The organism is Streptomyces sp. LUP47B, assembly GCF_001746295.1.
In the GTDB taxonomy this organism is placed as follows: domain Bacteria; phylum Actinomycetota; class Actinomycetes; order Streptomycetales; family Streptomycetaceae; genus Streptomyces.
On the sequence record NZ_MJAH01000006.1, the window covers coordinates 720,296 to 736,797 of the forward strand.

11 protein-coding genes and 1 pseudogene are annotated in these 16,502 nt (G+C 67.2%); all 12 read right to left on the reverse strand.

The features are described 5' to 3' along the window. Positions 1-76: 76 nt before the first annotated feature. The 12 genes and pseudogenes from BFN33_RS21345 to BFN33_RS21410 all read right to left on the reverse strand — a co-directional run bounded on the left by BFN33_RS21345 (position 77) and on the right by BFN33_RS21410 (position 16,326). Positions 77-1,474 carry an alpha/beta hydrolase family protein gene (locus BFN33_RS21345; RefSeq protein ID WP_176742431.1) on the reverse strand — a complete coding sequence of 466 codons (1,398 nt, stop codon included), beginning with the start codon at positions 1,472-1,474 and terminating at the stop codon, positions 77-79. A 233-nt stretch (positions 1,475-1,707) separates the two neighbouring features. Further along, complete coding sequence (locus BFN33_RS21350) at positions 1,708-4,104, reverse strand: glycoside hydrolase family 2 (RefSeq protein ID WP_069761668.1); 2,397 nt, start codon at positions 4,102-4,104, stop codon at positions 1,708-1,710. 225 nt (positions 4,105-4,329) lie between these two features. Beyond that, positions 4,330-4,941 carry a TetR/AcrR family transcriptional regulator gene (locus BFN33_RS21355; RefSeq protein ID WP_069761669.1) on the reverse strand — a complete coding sequence of 204 codons (612 nt, stop codon included), beginning with the start codon at positions 4,939-4,941 and terminating at the stop codon, positions 4,330-4,332. 444 nt (positions 4,942-5,385) lie between these two features. Beyond that, a pseudogene (locus BFN33_RS21360) lies at positions 5,386-5,781 on the reverse strand (transposase); the annotation flags it as partial. A gap of 570 nt (positions 5,782-6,351) precedes the next feature. Continuing rightward, on the reverse strand, positions 6,352-7,590 hold the full coding sequence (locus BFN33_RS21370; protein WP_088245364.1) for a glycoside hydrolase family 5 protein: 1,239 nt from the start codon (positions 7,588-7,590) through the stop codon (positions 6,352-6,354). Between the two features lie 229 nt (positions 7,591-7,819). Further along, on the reverse strand, positions 7,820-8,704 hold the full coding sequence (locus BFN33_RS21375; RefSeq protein WP_069761670.1) for a hypothetical protein: 885 nt from the start codon (positions 8,702-8,704) through the stop codon (positions 7,820-7,822). A 526-nt stretch (positions 8,705-9,230) separates the two neighbouring features. Then, positions 9,231-10,232 (reverse strand): PaaX family transcriptional regulator C-terminal domain-containing protein, encoded by a 1,002-nt coding sequence (locus BFN33_RS21385; protein ID WP_069761672.1) that lies wholly within the window; start codon positions 10,230-10,232, stop codon positions 9,231-9,233. 718 nt (positions 10,233-10,950) lie between these two features. Next, on the reverse strand, positions 10,951-11,913 hold the full coding sequence (locus BFN33_RS21390; protein ID WP_069761673.1) for a PmoA family protein: 963 nt from the start codon (positions 11,911-11,913) through the stop codon (positions 10,951-10,953). Continuing rightward, positions 11,910-13,025: a Gfo/Idh/MocA family protein gene (locus BFN33_RS21395; protein WP_069761674.1), complete on the reverse strand. Its 1,116-nt coding sequence runs from the start codon at positions 13,023-13,025 to the stop codon at positions 11,910-11,912. Before BFN33_RS21395 ends, BFN33_RS21390 begins: the two co-directional genes overlap by 4 nt. Before the next feature lie 87 nt (positions 13,026-13,112). Further along, positions 13,113-14,417: an ABC transporter substrate-binding protein gene (locus BFN33_RS21400; RefSeq protein WP_069761675.1), complete on the reverse strand. Its 1,305-nt coding sequence runs from the start codon at positions 14,415-14,417 to the stop codon at positions 13,113-13,115. A 102-nt stretch (positions 14,418-14,519) separates the two neighbouring features. Further along, a complete protein-coding gene (locus BFN33_RS21405) occupies positions 14,520-15,413 on the reverse strand; it encodes a carbohydrate ABC transporter permease (protein ID WP_069761676.1) in 894 nt (297 codons plus the stop codon). Continuing rightward, a complete protein-coding gene (locus BFN33_RS21410; RefSeq protein ID WP_079140910.1) occupies positions 15,406-16,326 on the reverse strand; it encodes a carbohydrate ABC transporter permease in 921 nt (306 codons plus the stop codon). The genes BFN33_RS21405 and BFN33_RS21410 overlap by 8 nt, the downstream gene beginning before the upstream one ends. Positions 16,327-16,502 lie beyond the last annotated feature (176 nt).

The following is a 16,502-nucleotide window of genomic DNA, read 5'->3' on the forward strand; positions in this document are numbered from 1 at the left end:
GACTGCCTGAAGGTGATCTTCCGCCGTCTTCCTCGGTGTCCCCCCGGCCTCAGACCGGCGGGCGAAGGGACGGATCTCAGCGTGGGGTGATCGTCACCTCGGCCCGGTTGAAGCGGGAGCTGTTGCCCCTGGTGTGGAACGGCGCGTTGTCGGGGCTGGGGCCCGTACTCGACGTGTCGGCCTGCGGCGAGTACTGCTGGTGCGGGTTGCCGGGGCCCAGTGCGAGCGGGATCGTCAAGCGCCCCTGGGCGTCAGCGGTGGCCGACCGCACTGAAGCTCCCGCGTGGTCGCGGACGGTGACGTGATACCGCGTGCCCGGTCGAGCCAGTGAGGGCGTCAGTACCGTGGCCGAGCCGTTCCCGACCACCGTGAAGCGGCGCTTACGGGCCACCTCCAGTGCGCTGAACTCGGTAACATCCCGCCGCATCCGTACGGTCCAGCCGTAGGCGCTGTACTGCGGCCTGATCGACGAGAAGGTGAACGACCGGGGAGTGGCGCGGTGCTGCGCGTGGCGGGCGAAGTAGGCCTTCAGGTGCGGTATCCAGTCCCGGAGGTCGGCCTGCCAGTAGGGCCATGTGTGGCTGCCGGGTCCGTAGTCGTGCCACCGGTGCCGGATGCCGAGATCCCGCAGGCGCTCGTGGAAGGACACGTTCTCCTGCCGGATCCGTTGTTCCGTGGCGTCCACGGCCTCGCCGTCGTGCCGGGGCTGGCCGTTGCCCGTGTACAGGGACATGTCCGTGTGGGCCAGATTGGCCGCCAGGTCCCAGGGGTTGTCCCCGCGCCAGCGGACTTCCTGCGTCGCCCACGGGCCCCAGAGGGAGGGGTGGAGCTGCTCGATGATGGTGCGCATCTGGACGTTCTGGTGGTCGACGTCTCCGGAGAACGAGCCGACGGCACCGAAGAGGTCGGGGTGCCGGGCGGCGTATGAGACGGCCCCGAACCCGCCCATCGACAGTCCGGCGGCAGCCCGCGCCCCGCGCTCGGGGATCGTGCGGTAGTGCTCGTCCACCCACGGGAGGAGCCTGGTGATATGGAAGGTCTCCCACATCGGCCGGCTGCGGTGGCCGTTGTTCCACCAGTCGGCATACCACTGCGTGGAGCCGGCGTCCGGCATCACTACGATCGCGGGCAGGCCAGCAGTGATCTTCTCCGCGGCACCGTCCTGTGTCCAGCTCGAAGCGCTCTGCCCTCCACCGTGGTACAGGTACAGCACGGGGTAACTACGTCCCTTCTCTGCGTCGTAGCCATGGGGGAGCAGTACGCGCACCTTGGTCGTGCCGTCGAGAGCGGACGAGGTGAAGGTCAGCTCGCTGAGCCGCGGCGAGAGTCGCTTTTTGTTCACCAGCGCGATGCCGGTTTCGGTGTGGGCTGCCGCGACTGCCTCGGCTGTCTTGGCGGGAGGGTGACTGCATCCGAAGACCATCACCGCGCCCAGAGCGAGTGCCGCGGGGATCCTCACGCGCCTGCCGTTCAAGATTGTCCGTCTCCTTGTCGTCATGTTTCGCTTCTCTGTCTGTTCCGGGCTCGCGGCGCGGACGGCAGGGCCGGTGCGAGACGCCCGCGGACCAGCCCGGTGGTCCTGGCCGACTCGCGGCCGAACTGGGGGTCTTGAGGTGAACGTGTCCTGGTCCCTGCGTCCGATGGCAGGGCGGCGGACCTGGATTCCGGCTGGGATCGAGGGGCGCTCGATGCCCAGCCGGGTCCCTCCTACGGGGTGGCGTCCGCGACGGTGTACACGGTGCTGTCGTCGTGGAACAGGACGCCCTCTCCAGGCTTGCTGACCTGGAGCTCGAGGTAGAGCGGCTGGTCGGTGTCCGGGGCCTCGAAGGCGAGTGGCAGTTGCCTGTTGCCGCCGAGCGCGATGCGGGTCTTGATCGTGCCGTGGTCGGTGACCTTCCCGTCGGAGGTGCCGACGTGGAGGCTCCAGGTGACGTTGACCCGGGTGCCGTGCAGGGTGTCGTTGAAGACCGTCAAGGCGCGGGTTGCCCGGCCGGGGCTGACACTGCCTGTGGTGGTGGGCCATTCTCCAGCTTCGTTGGAGATCTTGTTGGCGTTCCAGAAGCCGGTGTCGACGGCGGCGACAGGGTTGAACGCGTTCTGGATCAGTTGGATGTGGGGGTTGGCCCATGGGGCGGACAGGTTGTCCTCGCCGTACAGCGGATGCAGTCCCGCTGTCGGGTAACCCCATTCGACGTTGATGTCGGTGCGCTTGACACCGGGGACGACGGAGGACCAGAGGTCCAGCAGCGTGTAGGGCCGCACGTCCGAGGCACCCTGGCCACGCATCCGCAGGGACCCGGAGGCGAACCACACGGCACCCTGCGGAGTGTTGTCGCCGGGCCAGACGAACTCCGTTTGGCCCTGCGGCTTGCCGGCCGGTCCGTTGCAGACGCTCTCGGTGTAGGCGGCTGGGTATACCCCGTCGGCGTAGTGGCAGAAGACGGTGTAGTTGGCGTGCGCAAGATTGCCGGCGGTGGCGTCGACTGCGGAGTCGGTGCTGATGGGCCGGGTGGTGTCCATCGCCATGATCGTCTGGTACAGCGCCTCGTCGAACTCGGCACCGGCGCCCGGGTTTTCGGTGTAGCCCACGACCGGTTCGTTGGACTGGCTCCAACGCAGCACTGAGGCGTGGTTGCGGTCTCGCCTCACCAGATCGGCTGTGTGCTGAAGCATGTTTTCGCGGCCGGTGATGAAGTTCTGCCGGTTGTTGGAGCCACGGATGGCGGTCTCGTCCTGAATCATCAGACCGCGCGCGTCGGCGACGTCGAGCATGTAGGGCGTGGCCGGGATCTGGTGGATGCGGACGCCGCTGAAATTCAGCCGTAGATAGTTGTCCACGACCTGCGGCCAGCCGCCGTTGCCCTGCGAGGGCTCAAGGAACCCGGGCAGGGTGTCGTAGGCGTCGCTGCGGCCGTGGTGGTCGATGTTGTCGTAGTTCGCCCCCTGCAGGCTGTCGCCGCGGAAGTTGATGTGGCGCCCGTTGAGCTCGTAATGGTCTCCGTCCTGGGCGAGTTCGCGGAAGCCGAACCGAACTCGGGATCGGGAGGTGGTGATACCGGCGGTGGTGGCTTGCAGTCGCAGGTCGTGCAGCTGCGCGCGGTAGCCCGACCGGTGCGGGATGTTGGGCCACCAGTACGACTCCGAGCCTGCTCGCCACGACAGCGGACCCACGGTGATGGTCTTGGTGGCATGGGCCGGGACCGTGACCATCCTGCGGGGGACGGCGGGGTACGCCCAGTTCTCGTCGTTCCAGGAGTCCACCGTCCCGGTCAGGCGCACCTTGCGCGCCGTGCCGGTGGTGTTGGTGAGCTCGACGTCGTAGGTCAGGGTGCGGTCCGCGACCGAGGTCTGCACGAAGGTGTCGGAGATGTGCACCGCGGGGAAAACCTGGAGGTCGGCGGAGCGGAAGATGCCCTGAGCCACGTCGTCGGACCAGGAGGCGCCCTCGGGCACGGTGTAGCGGCCGTCGTCCCCGATCAAGGCCTTGCGCCCCTCGACCCGCACTCGGACGAGGTGAGAGCTTCCGGGCTCGACATAGTCGCTGATGTCGAACACCGACGGCGTGAACGCCGTCATCTGGCTGCCGACCTTCCGGCCGTCGACCCAGACGGTGGCCCGGTGGTTGATCGCCCCGAACGCGAGCTTGGTGGCCTGTGGTCCCGCGATGTCGGGCACGCGGATGCGCCGCTGATAATCGGCGACCGAGAGGTCGTCCCAGCCCTGCTTGAGCCAGCCGCCGCCGGGCACCTCGATGGTGGTCGACTCCTCGGTGGCGGGGGTGTCCTCACAGGTCATCGGCCCCATCGTGGGACGCGGACCGGGGGTGCAGGTAGTGGTCGTCACGGGATCGAACTGCCAGGTCCCGGCCAGGTCGACGTTCTCGGCGGGCCGAGGCCCGGACACCCCGCCCAGGTAGGAGTGCGCGAACGTGGGCGCCGATGTCTCCGGCGGGGCACCCCCGGCGCCCGGGGCACCACTCGCCGTGGACGCGACCGTGGCGGGGGAGAACAGGCCGGCGCTGACAAGCGCTGTAGCCGCCGCGATGGCGCGGAGCCAGCGGCGGGGGCCGTTCCTGGACGGGACCCTGGTTGGACGGGTGGTCATCCCTCACACTCCTCAGGTCTCCCGAGCTCGGCTCGGCTGCGTCGCACATCAACGCCAGGCGCGAGGCAGTGTGATCTCGGCGCTCGCATACCGGCCTGGTCGAGGATCCGGAGAGACCCGCCGCCAAGTCAATACCTACTCGAAGTAAATTTTCGAAGTGCCTGCATCAGCGCCACGTCGGCTGCGGTCAAAAGGCCCGACGTGGACACCGGCCGACGGCGCGAGTCAGTCTTGGTGCGAGGTGTGGTCGAGGAGGCAGGAGACGACCATGCGAAGAGCGGCGGTGGTGTCCAGGTCGGGGTCGAGCAGCCACTGGAGCTGCAGGCCGTCCATGAGGGCGGGGACAAGTTGGGTGAGGGCGTCGACGTCCACCGAGGCGTCCACAGTGCCTTCGGCGATCCGAGCCTCGATGTCACGCCGGCTCATGGCGCGCATGTGTTCGTAGCGGCGCTGGAACCACTCGTGTGCCGGGTGGTCGGGGTCGGTGGCCTCTCCGGCCAGCGCGGTGTACAGGCGGGCAAGCCCGGGTGAGCGCTTGGTCCTGGCCAACGCCCGTTCTGCCTCGCCCACCAGCGAGCCATCGGCGTCGTGCTCGATTGCCGCGGCCGCCAGGTCCCGCTTGTCCCGTTCCTCCAGCACCGCCAGGAGCAACTCCTCCCTGGAGCCGAAGTAGTGCAGCAGGCCCGGGCGGGTGATGCCGACGCGCGACGCGATTTCCTGCAAGGTGGAGTTGCGCAGCCCTTCTTTGGCCAGCACCTCAAGCGCGACCTCGATGATCTCCCGTCGCCGAGCGATCCCCTTGACGTACGGACCACGGGGAACGGGCTGACGACTCATGGCGCGAGAGTACTGGCGCGCTGGTCAGCACCACAAGAACCGACCGCGTGACGGCGGTGGCAGTGCTCCTCGGCTACGATCACGCGACCGAGGTGACGCTGTCTCGTCGGCGGCCGAGCTTTTCACGGGCCGGGTTGGTGTGGGTCGTAGCAGCCGACGCCGCTCAGTCGTCGTCGGCCTCCAACACTCGGCGAAATACCTCTTCACCGCTCAACGACCGACACGACCGCATGTCAACCTCGACTGCCCCCCCGGCTTAACGAACTGCCGGTAACAGGCCGATGTGCATCGTCCGCCGCTCTCGCTGCCGAGACCCTGGTGGAGGTCTTCACTCCGAAACCGGCCGAACGCTTCACCAACCGCTCGTTCGCCGGTCGGCGGTGAGTTCGGCGCGGGCCTCGTGCGGGTCGAGGACCTCGACGGTGGCACCCATGGAGAGCAAGCCGAGATGACCATCTCGTCGACGCGGGGCAGGTGCTTCTGTCGCTTCTTGACGATCTTCGGTTCGAAGTGGCCGTCGCGGTCGCGGCGCACGGTTATCTCCACCGGGCCCACGTCGGTCAGCACGGTCTTGGAGCGTTTGCCATTGCAGGAGTTACCGCGGTTCTTGCCGGCCGCATCGTGCTTGTCATAGCCGAGGCGGTCGGTGATCTCGCCCTCCAGGGCTGCTTCAGCAGCCGCATGGGCAGCTGCCGGCAGCCCGCCCTCGCCGGTCAGTTGCAGACCCTTGGCCTGGGCCCGGTGCACCAGTTCGTCGATCAAGTGGTCGTCCACGGCCTTCGCCGACACCATCTCTGCCGACTCGACAGACTTGGGATCGGTCACGTTCTCACTGGTCATCGATGTGTCTTCCATGATCGGGAGTTACATCGAATGTCTTACAGTCCCAACAGCCTCTGAGCTGGACAACGGTGTGAGGTTCCGGTCGGGCTGGGCCAGCCGGATCAGACGGTCCCGTTCCTCCTCGGTCGGGCGCAGTGTGTGGGCCACCGCGTCCATCACCTCGGCCGACATGGTTTCGCCGTAGCCCTGTTCCAGGCGTGGGTGGTACGCGTATGACACTCCCGCCAGCTGCGCCGGCTCCTCGCGTCGCAGGCCGGGTACCCGCCGTCGCTCGCATGAGGGCAGGCCGATGTCCTTGGGATTGAGCCGGGCTCTGGGAGACCGTGGAAACTGCTTGAGCTCGGCACGCCGGTCAGTCCGGCAGACAACTCGTCGTGGGTCGTACATGTGAAGACATCGCTGTCCTCCGTCTGCCAAACGTGCTCCCAGATGCAGAGGAGCGTAGCTTCTCCGGCTGGTCGGCGCGCAGTTGACGAGATCGCACACCGTGTGGCATCACCACTCGGCCCAACTGCGCGCCCACGAGGTATGTAGAGGTATGTACCCGTCGCCGAGACTCGGGCCCTGCTACGTGCCGGACGGAAGGCCGGCGCCGGCAACACTGCCGCTGACGCCGGTCATGATGGCGTTGATGATGCCCTGCTGGGTGACTGTGAGGGAGCGCCGGTTGAACAGCCCGAACCCGTACCGATCGGTTGCACCGTTGTCCCAGTAGATGGAGGCGGCGCCGTACTTCTTGGCGGTGGCCGCGACGGCCCGTGCGAAGTCCGCGCGATACCTGTTGTTCGACGAATCGAAGGATGACTTGTCGATGGCGCCGTATTCGCCCACCACCACCGGATACCCCTTCGTGACGAACACGTCGCGCATCATCTTGAACTGCGCGTCCAGATAGTCCTCCTGGCCCCAGGTCGAGGTCCTCGACGGGTTGGTCGCTGCCCGGCCCCACTGCGTGATGGTGCCGCTTTCCTCTCCGGCGAAGTCCCACGGGCTGTAGTGATGAACGGAGATCATGATCCGCCGCTCACTTGCGGGAATGGAGGAGGAGCGGTACTGGTCGGACGGAAGGGCGAAGCCGTAATTCCCCGCGGTGTAATCGATGTTCGTGTTCCAGCCGGCCACGAGCAGCCACCTCGAACTGTTGTTGCCGCCCGTCTTCCGCACGGTGTCCACGAAGATCTGGTTGTAGCTGTTGATGTTCGAGTAGCACGGTTGGGTCGGGCGGCCGTACTGCCCGTCGAACTCCTCGTTCATGGACTCCAGGATCAGACGCTGGTCGTAGTTCTTGAACCTGTTCGCGATCTGCTGCCAAGCCTTCTCGTACTTGGCCTTGATCGTCGTCTGGGAGGGGGAATCGCAGATCAGCCAGGAGCCGTTGACGCTCTTGTACCCGTCGCCGTGCATGTTGATCAGCACATGCAGGCCTCTGTTGTAGGCGTAGTTGACGACTTCTTGGACTCTGTTCAGCCAGGCTGCGTTGATCGTGTAAGTCGGGCCGGGCCCTATGGCTCCCAGGTAGGAGACCGGAATCCGGATCGTCTTGAACCCCGCCGCCCTCACTTTGTCGATGAGGGCCTGCGTCACCGTCGGCTGGCCCCACGCTGTTTCGCTGGGGTATCCGTTGGTTGTGGCTTCGAGTTGGTTCCCCAGATTCCATCCGGCGCCCATGTCGGCCACGATCTGAGAAGCGCTTGACTGTGCCACGGTATCGGCCGATGCCTGATGCGCCGCGCCGTACACAGATGCGGCAACTGTCAACAGGACGGCAAGGAAAGTGACTCTGATCTTCCCTGCTAGTGAAACCATGTGCTTTCCTCTCTTGCGTCCTTGAGGGTGTTGGGCCCTCAAGTGGATCTATCTGTAGGAGTGGGAGCGGCTGCCCGCTGTTCGGGTGGTGGTGTCCGGCCTGGAAACGTGCACAGCCGATTGCGCGGCGGCTGACCTCGCGGGCGTCCTTGGGCGGCCACGCGCCCTCTACGGCCCGGATGCGCGGCGATCGCGGCGGACGCGCGCACCCGAGCCGTGTGGTTGCTCCTCAGCTCAGGACGGATTCCCAGGTGGTGGTGGAGGAGGTGGCGTCGGCGCGAAGGCGGTCGCGGGCCCCTGCGTCGCGGTAGAGGCTCCACCGCATCCAGTCCACGGAGGTGTTGACGGTGCGGGAGTCGCCGAAGTAGTTGCTGTGACCGGCGCCGCGGAAGGTCAGGAACGCCTTTCCGGCGGGCAGTTCCCGGTACGCCTGGCGGGCGGAGGAGATCGGGCACGTTCCGTCCCGGTCGCCGTGCGTGAACAGGACCTTGGCGCGGACCGACGTGCTCGGGTTGCCCATGTCCACACAGGACATGGGGATCGCGGCGGTGATCCGTGCGTCCGGCCAGGCCGTGAGAAGGCCGTGAGTGGTCATGCCGCCCATCGAGTGGCCGGAGACACCGACTCCGACCGCTGTGTTGATGTGGCCGGCCAGCGGGTCGCTCGCCGTGTTGAGGGCGAGGGTCCGGGTGATGACCTCGGAGACGTCCTTGGACTGGTTGCCGTTGTAGACGTCCTGGCCACTGAGGTTGGCGAAGTGGGGGGCGGGGACGATGAAGCCGGCCTCGGCCAGGGGGCGGATGATCGCCAGGGAATTCTGCGGGCTGCTGCTCAAACCGTGCATGAACTCGCAGACCGGGAAGACGCCTTGGGCGACGGGGGCGTTGGTGACCGGGGAGCCACCGGGGGCGCCGGTGGCGGGGTAGTAGACGTAGGTGGTCCACCGGCGGCTACCGCGGCTCCAGGCGTACTGGCGCACGCCGACCGCGAACCGCTGGGTCGGGGCTCCCGCCCGCGCGGTGGCACCCGCCTGGCCCATGCCGAGCAGGGACATGCCTACGCCAGCGGCTCCGACCGCGCTCAAGGTCAGGAAGCTACGCCGTTGCATGGTCATGAAGACTCCTGGTGTGGGGGGTGTGCGGAGCGCTACTCGGTCAGGCGCCGGGAAGAGGCGTCGGTGATGCCGCGGCGGTGGGGCTGACCCAGGTGGTGGGGGGAGTGGTCGTGGGGGTGGTCAAGTCGCGAATCGCGCACGGTGGAGGACGTTCCGGTCCTGCCCGTGGTGGTCATCGGCGTGGTGTGGCCTTGCCTGCAGAGACGCGGCGAGCCGCTGAACACCGGCCGAACCGTGACTCATTGTGGGAGCGGCCTTCCGCGCCCACCTGCCCGCCTGTCTGATGGGGAGGCGTTGATTCTGCGGAAGCGGCGCAGGGGTGCCTCTCCTTCCACTCGTCGTGTGCCGCACCACTGGGAGCGTTCCCACCTGTCCTGCAACAGGTACATTCCCGATCGGGCGCCGATCTGTCAATCATTGGCGCCCAACTCTGTTGTCTTCGACGCGGATTCGACAGATCGCAGGCGCTGGAGGCACCGTGTGACGTCTTCGAAGCCCGCCCGATCACACTCGCGGCGGCCTGTTGTCAGCTGTGGCCGACGCCCGCACTCATGCCGGCGATCGTATGGGCCCTGATGTCGGGGTGCGGCCCCTGCGCGAATCGGGTCACTACGGAGCGGACATGGTCCTGGGCCGGCTGGAGCAGTCCGTCGTACACCGCGACGCAGACTTCCCGCGCCCGCGGCCGGGGCCAGTCGGGCGGCAGCAGACCGATGGGGAGCAGCGGGTCCAGAATGGGGAAGTGCCGGTAGGCGTGCATGACCTCGGTCCGTGCGCGCACCGCGTCGGCACCGGTGACACGGTCGGTGCTGATGTGCGGAAGCAGGCCGCTCCAACGGTCGATGAAAGCCCGGTAGTGCTCGGCGATGCCGGGCAGGTCCCACGCCTCGACCGGGTTGCGGTCGGCCTCCGTGTCCAGTTCCTCCTGCCGCGCGCGGAACACGGTCACCGCTCTCCGCGCCAGATCGGCCACCTCGATCCGCCCCTTCGGGGTCAAAGGATGCGGCGACACCCAGAGCGCGTCGTACAGCGGCGCGAATCCGCGCCACCGCAGCGCGGTGCGCAGTGCGCGCCGCCGCGTGCTCTCCTGTTCCGGGACGGAGAAGGCGATCAGTGTCCACCGACCGTCCCATGAGTCGGGTTGGGTGGTGAAGGTGGCGATCGAGCTGGCGCCGCTCCACAGATCGACGGCGGCCTGCGACGTCAGCCGGTAGGAGCTGTACCGTCCTTGTCGGCTGCTCTCCAGCACCCCTCGGCGCATCAGCCTGCTGATCGTCGTACGGGCGGCGCCCGCGGTCACGTTGAACTCTCCGAGCAGTGCCACGATCGCCGCCGACGGCAACCACGCCCGGACGGGGAACGTGTAGTCGGCGATCAATGTCACCGTGAGCCCCTGCGGCGATACGTCGCTTTGCCAGCCGGGCGACTGCACGGGGCCGGCGGCGCCGTCACCCTCGTCGGAGAAGATCTCCTCGAGGTGGGACAGGTTCGGCAAGGTCGGCTCCGGCGCGGTGGACAGGGTCGGCATCACTGTAACGGTTGTGGGATCGCCGGGTGCAGCTCCGCCGCGATTGCTCCACCAGGCGTGATCTCCGCGCGCAGCCGAAGGCGCGACGGCAGCGCCCAGGTGTGTAACACCGGTGCACTTGGAGGGCGGCGGCAGCGAACAGTCGTCCTTGGCTCCCTACTTGCGGGGGACGGCGCGTTGGGCGATGTGGGCGTTCGTCATCGTCAATGTGGTGGTCGTCGAGGTGCTGCCGGGTCGCGCAAGAACGAGGCGCTGACCGTCGCGGCTTCGTGACGACTCGTCACTACGACGAATTGAGGCGGCCTGGACAGAACCGACCCGGTGCAACGCCACCGAGGTTCTGGAACTACTTGGGGCCACGCGCGTACACGAGGATGCACTCCACGACGGCTGCAGCATCCAAAGGTGAGAGTCGGCGGCAGTCCGCGACCAATTCGGCAGCGATGGCCGCGAGCGTCCTGTGATGCTGGATCAAGACTTGGGCCAGGACGTACAGGCGGCGCAGGCCGCGAGAGGCGACGGCCAGCTTCGGGTCGAGTTCGTGCAGGAACCAGCGCGCGGCTTGTTGCCGATTGCGGTGCGCTGGGCCGCCGGGCGCCGTTGGTCGACCAACTGCTTGCGGCTACGGCGATCGCAGCAGCCGGGGTGGCGAGGAAGGCGTGCACTCCCTGGTGAGCGGGGAGTGCACGCCGGGGGTTGCACAGCGAGCAGGGTCGGATCACTCCGTTGCGAAGCGCCCTGGGGAGGATTCTGCGGCAGCTGCGGACGACGTGTCCGGCGGTGTGAGCACCCGGCGTACCGCGTCGGCGAGTGCGGGAGCCGCGTTCGCGTCGGCATCGGCGATCCCGACGCCGTAGCGGAACCGCACGGTCGCGCCGTCCTCGACGGTCAGTTCCTCGCTGAAGAACGGTGCCGGGTTGAGGCAGGCGAACTCCTCGGTCCGGGCGAACCACTGCGGCGGGTGGCTCGGGTTGGCCGCGTCGTCGACCATGAGCACGAGCGACTGCGTGTCCGTCTCGTCGTGGTGGCCCGCGAAGCCCATCCACTCCATGCGCCGCCCGCGGACCTCGTCGCCGCCCAGGCCTTCCTCGGTCACGAACTGTCCGCCGGTGAACGACCGAGGGCCCCGCCAGAACAGGCCGCCGTAGCCGGCGTTCTCCCGTCCCTTGGTGGTCGGGGACCCCATGGCGACGTCCGTTCCGGAGACGTTCGTCATCTGCGTCTCGAACGTCAACGCCCAGGCGTGCGGGGAGAGCAGGCTCGCTCGCAGCGTCCTGCGCTCGGTGAAGAACAGCGCGCCGGACTGGGTGGTCCAGTCCAGGTCGTGGGCGAACGTGGCCGTTCCGTCGGTCCTGTCCAGGTCGACGACCCGGCGGTGTGCCTGGGTTCCGTTGTTCTGCAGCTGGACGTAGAAGCGTCCGTGGATGTACGTGGGACCGCCCCAGAAGTTCTCCTCGCCCACGTGGGGCAGGGACCACGCGATGCCCTTGTGCCAGACGTGGTCGTGGGGACGGAACAGGCTGACCACCTTACCGGCCCGGGTGCGCAGGGGGTGGATGTAGGGCTTGGGCGATTCCAGCTGGACGGTGTCCGGCTGGTACACGTAGCGGAACAACTCGGTGCCGCCGTCGCGGACCGTGACCGAGGTGCCCAGGTCGTGGCGGATCTCAAGAGCGTTCATACGAGGGCCTCCTTGACCGGTTGCCACGGCACGGCTCCGCCGTCCATGCTGAGCGCGAAGGGGTCGTCGTCGGTCAGTTCGCCCGCGGCGACGCGGACACCGCGGAAGGCGGAGGCGTACGTCGCCGCCGCGAACTCCAGCGTGCGGCGCGCGTCTTGCAGACAGACGCCGGGTTCCTGTCCGGTCTCCCAGGCGTCGAACACGGCCTCGATCTGGAGCCTGTGGCCGCTCGTGATGTCCGGCTCGGCACCCTCGATCCAGAGGTCCGAGAGACCCTCGTGGCCGGGGGCCGGGGTGAACCGCCAGTGTTCCTCGCGGTAGCCGTAGAGGTGTTCGAGTTCGACCGTGGCGTATTCGAAGTCGAAGCGCAGGCGCGAGGTCTCCCGGGGGGACAGCAGGGAGTTGACCACCGTGGCGAGGGCTCCGTTGTCGAACCGGACGGCGGCGATCGAGACGTCCTCGGTGTCCGTGGGCCGGGCCTGGCGCTCGGCGAGTGCAGCGATCTGGGACCAGGGGCCGAGGACCGACAGCATGAGGTCGAACTGATGGATGCCGTGTCCCATCGTGGGGCCGCCGCCCTCGACGTCCCAGCGCCCCCGCCACGGCACCTCGAAGTACGCGTCGGGCCGGTACCAGAGGGTCTCGCAGGTGGCGACCAGTGGCCGGCCCAGTGCGCCGGAGCCGGCCAGCCGGCGCAGGCGTACCGCCGCCGCGCCGTAGCGGTGCTGGAAGACGGTCAGAACCTTGGAGCCGGTCTGCTCCTGCACCGTGGCCAGTTGGTCCATCTCGCGCAGGCTCAGTGCCGTCGGCTTCTCCACCAATGCGGTGACGCCGGCCTGCATCGCCATGGATGCCAGCGGTACGTGGGTCTGCGGGGGCGTACAGATGTGTACGAGATCGAGGTCTTCGCTCTCCAGCAGAGCCTGCGGGTCGTTGAACACGTGCGGCACGGAGAACCGGTCGGCGAACTCGGCGGCACGGGTGGGGTCGAGGTCGGCGACGGCGACCAGCCGGGCACGTTCGGAGAGTTCGGTGAGAGCTTCGGCATGAGCGTGGGCGATACCGCCGGTGCCGATGATGGCCACGCGGTACGGCGGCCGGGGGCTGGGCATGGGTGTTTTCTCTCTCTTGGTTCCTGACCCACTTCTCGTGGGGCTCCCGGGGGCCGTGGGCAGCGGCGGCGGCCCCCGGGGAGGAGGTCACTTGGCCGCGTCGATCTCGCCCTGGAGTTCCTTGATGAAGGCCTTCGCGGCGGCATCGGGCGAGGTCTTCTTGAAGTAGACCTCCTGGCTGTAGCGCTGCAGCTCCGGCTCGATGCCGCTGCCGCCGTTGGGGGTCACGACCGGCGACTCACCCGGGGTCACGGCGTTCATGTAGTCGGCTGCCGCCTTGTCGGTCCCGGCCAGAGTCGGCTGGAGGTGCTTGAGCATCTCCTTGTTGGCGGGGATGCCGCGCTCCGTCTTGAGGATGTCGGCGGCCGACGGGTCGTTGAGCATGAAGTTGATGAACGCGGCCGCCTCGGCCGGGTGCGCGCTCTGGCTCGAGACCGCCCAGTACATGGAGGGCTTGAAGAAGTTCGCCTTGGTGTCGCCGAGGCGGGGCATCTGCAGCAGTTGCACATGGGCGCCCGCGGCCTGCTGGATTGCGGTGATCTGGGTGTTGTACGCCCCCATCATGGCCGCCTTGCCGGTGGCGAAGCTGCCGGCGGTGACACCCGCGGTCAGGTCCTCGACCATCGTCGACGTATTGACGCTGGCCCCGGAGGAAAGCAGGTCCAGACCGTACTTCCACATGCCGGCGAGCGTCTCGGGCTTCAGCGAGACGTTGCCGTCCTTGTCGAAGAGGTTTTCACCGTGCTGACGGGCCCAGTACTTGACATCGCCGGCGGAGAAGCCGGGCGCGCCGGCCGCACCGTGGATCTTGCCGCCGCTCTTGTCCGTCAGCTCCTTCCCGATCTTGGCGTAGTCGTCCCACGTCCACGTTTTGTCGTCGGGAACCTTCACGCCGTACTTCTTGAACAGGTCGGTGTTCACGAGGATGGACATGACGCCGACGCCGACGGGAAGCGCGTACTGCGTTCCGTCGATCTGTCCGGTGGCCAGGGCCTGGTCGTCGAACTGCGAGGTGCTGAGGAGTTTCTTGGCCTTGTCGAGGTCGTACAGCGCTCCGCGGTCGGCGTACGAGGCGAGGTACAGCTCGTCCATCTGGACGACGTCGGGGGAGTCCTTGGCCGCGGTCGTCGTGGCGAGCGCGTCCCAGTAGCCGTTCCAGTCCTTGTACTGGCCCTTGACCGTGATGTTGGGGTACTTCTTCTCGAACGCCTTGATGACCTCGTCGGTGAGCTGGGCGCGGGCGTCCGCACCCCACCAGGTGGCGCGGATGGTGACCGGCTTGTCGCCGAGCTTGGGAGCGGACCCGGTGCTACTGCCGGAGCAGGCGGTCAGTGCGAGCGAGAGTGAGACCACCGCTCCGATCGCGACGCGTCTGAAGGGGCTGGGGTTCATGTGCTTGTCCTGTTCCTGAAGAGTGGGTCGGGTTGATGGCTGCGGTGCTCCCGAACGGCCATGACTCGGTCGCCTCCGCGTGTCCGGCAGTAGCCCCCGCGGTTACTTGCCGCCGGTGGTCGCGATGCCTCGCAGCAGGAAGCGCTGCCCTGCGAGGAAGACGAGGAAGACGGGAACGAGCGACACGACGCTCATGGCGAACACCGAGCCCCAGTCCGTCGCGCTCTGCTGGTCGACGAAGGTGCGCAGCGCGAGAGGTGTGGTGTACATGTCCGGGTCGGTCAGGTAAATGAGCTGGGTGTAGAAGTCGTTCCAGGTCCAGATGAAGGTGAAGATCGCGGTGGTCGCCAGGGCCGGGACCATCAGCGGCAGGATGACGTGGAAGAAGATCCGCGCGTGCCCGGCGCCGTCGATCCGCGCCGCCTCGTCGATCTCGCGCGGGATGCCACGGATGAACTGCACCATGAGGAAGATGAAGAAGGCGTCGGTCGCCAGGAACTTCGGCACAATCAGGGGCAGGAAGGTGTTGACCCAGCCGAGTTCCGAGTAGAGGACGTACTGGGGCACGATGATCACGTGGACCGGCAGCATGATCGTGACGAGCATGATGGCGAACCACACGCGCTTCGCCTTGAACTCGAGTCGGGCGAACGCGTAGGCCGCCAGGGAGCAGGCGAGGAGGTTCCCGAGGATCGCGCCGGTGACGACGATCGCCGAGTTGATCATGTAGTGGCTGAACGGTTGGGAGAAGGCGTTCCAGCCGTTGCTGTAGTTCTCGAAGCGCGGGTGCGTCATGGCGAGTCCCGCGCTGCGGAAGATCTGGCTGTTGGGACGCAGCGAGCTGACCACCATCCACAGGACGGGGTACAGCATCGTGAGGGCGCAGAGGGCCAACAGGCAGTGCTTGAGAGGGGCGCGCACGGCGCGCCTGACCCGGCGTATCGCGTGCGGGCGGGGGGCGGGCAGCGAGGGGGGTACGGCTGCGGTGTCAGTCATCGTAGAACACCCAGTACTTTGAGGCCCAGAAGTTGACGGCGGTGAAGGCCGCGACGATGAGGAGCAGGACCCACGCGAGCGCGGACGCGTATCCCATGTCGAAGTGGCCGAAGCCGCGCTGGTACAGGTACAGCGAGAAGAAGAGGGTGGAGTCGGCCGGCCCTCCGGTTCCGCCGGAGACCACGAAGGCCTGGGTGAAGGTCTGGAAGGCGTGGATGATCTGCAGCACCAGGTTGAAGAAGATGATGGGTGTCAGCAGCGGGATGGTGATGCTGCGGAACTGGCGCCAGCGCTTTGCGCCGTCGACGGAGGCCGCTTCGTAGAGGGAGGTCGGAATCTGCCGCAGCCCGGCGAGGAAGATCACCATGGGTGAGCCGAAGGTCCAGACGTTCAGGACGACGAGGGTCGACAGCGCGGTTCCCGGCTCCGAGATCCAGCCCTGCCCCTGGACACCGACGAGGGACAGGGCCTCGTTGACAAGGCCGTTGGTTCCGAACATCGCACGCCACAGCACGGCGATCGCCACGCTGCCGCCGATCAGTGACGGCAGGTAGAAGACGGAGCGGTAGAAGGCGAGGCCCCGTACTCCCTTGTCCAGCACCAGGGCGAGCCCGAGGGCCATTGCCAGCTGCAAGGGGACGGAGACGAGGACGTAGCTGAACGTCACTTCGAGCGACTTGTGCAGACGCTCGTCGTCGAGCATGCGCGTCCAGTTCTCGACTCCGTTGAACTGCGGCGGCTGCAACAGGTTGTACTTGGTGAAGCTGAGGTAGAGCGAGGCCAGCATCGGGCCGAGAGTGATCCCGAAGAGCCCGACGAACCATGGCAGTAGGAAGAAGAACGCCGCCTTGTTCTGCTGTCGCGCGCCCCGTTGGGACCCGCGCAGCCGGCGTAGTTCGTTGATGGAGCTCACGGCACTGCTCCCTTGAGCGGCGGCATCGGCACACAGTGGTGCGGGCCCGTCCCGGGCCTCGCGTCACCCGAAAAGTGATCGTTCACTTTGTGGGTTGCGAGGACCATAGTGAACGATCACTTTTTGCGTCAAGAGTGTGTAGTCTCTGACTTCACCGAACGTTGGCGGAAGGGTGG

Excerpts from the sequence above, each read along its gene's own strand:
- BFN33_RS21350 (WP_069761668.1), bottom strand. The coding sequence starts at position 4,104 with ATGACCACCCGTCCAACCAGGGTCCCGTCCAGGAACGGCCCCCGCCGC.
- BFN33_RS21355 (WP_069761669.1), bottom strand. The coding sequence starts at position 4,941 with ATGAGTCGTCAGCCCGTTCCCCGTGGTCCGTACGTCAAGGGGATCGCT.
- BFN33_RS21370 (WP_088245364.1), bottom strand. The coding sequence starts at position 7,590 with ATGGTTTCACTAGCAGGGAAGATCAGAGTCACTTTCCTTGCCGTCCTG.
- BFN33_RS21375 (WP_069761670.1), bottom strand. The coding sequence starts at position 8,704 with ATGACCATGCAACGGCGTAGCTTCCTGACCTTGAGCGCGGTCGGAGCC.
- BFN33_RS21385 (WP_069761672.1), bottom strand. The coding sequence starts at position 10,232 with ATGCCGACCCTGTCCACCGCGCCGGAGCCGACCTTGCCGAACCTGTCC.
- BFN33_RS21390 (WP_069761673.1), bottom strand. The coding sequence starts at position 11,913 with ATGAACGCTCTTGAGATCCGCCACGACCTGGGCACCTCGGTCACGGTC.
- BFN33_RS21395 (WP_069761674.1), bottom strand. The coding sequence starts at position 13,025 with ATGCCCAGCCCCCGGCCGCCGTACCGCGTGGCCATCATCGGCACCGGC.
- BFN33_RS21400 (WP_069761675.1), bottom strand. The coding sequence starts at position 14,417 with ATGAACCCCAGCCCCTTCAGACGCGTCGCGATCGGAGCGGTGGTCTCA.
- BFN33_RS21405 (WP_069761676.1), bottom strand. The coding sequence starts at position 15,413 with ATGACTGACACCGCAGCCGTACCCCCCTCGCTGCCCGCCCCCCGCCCG.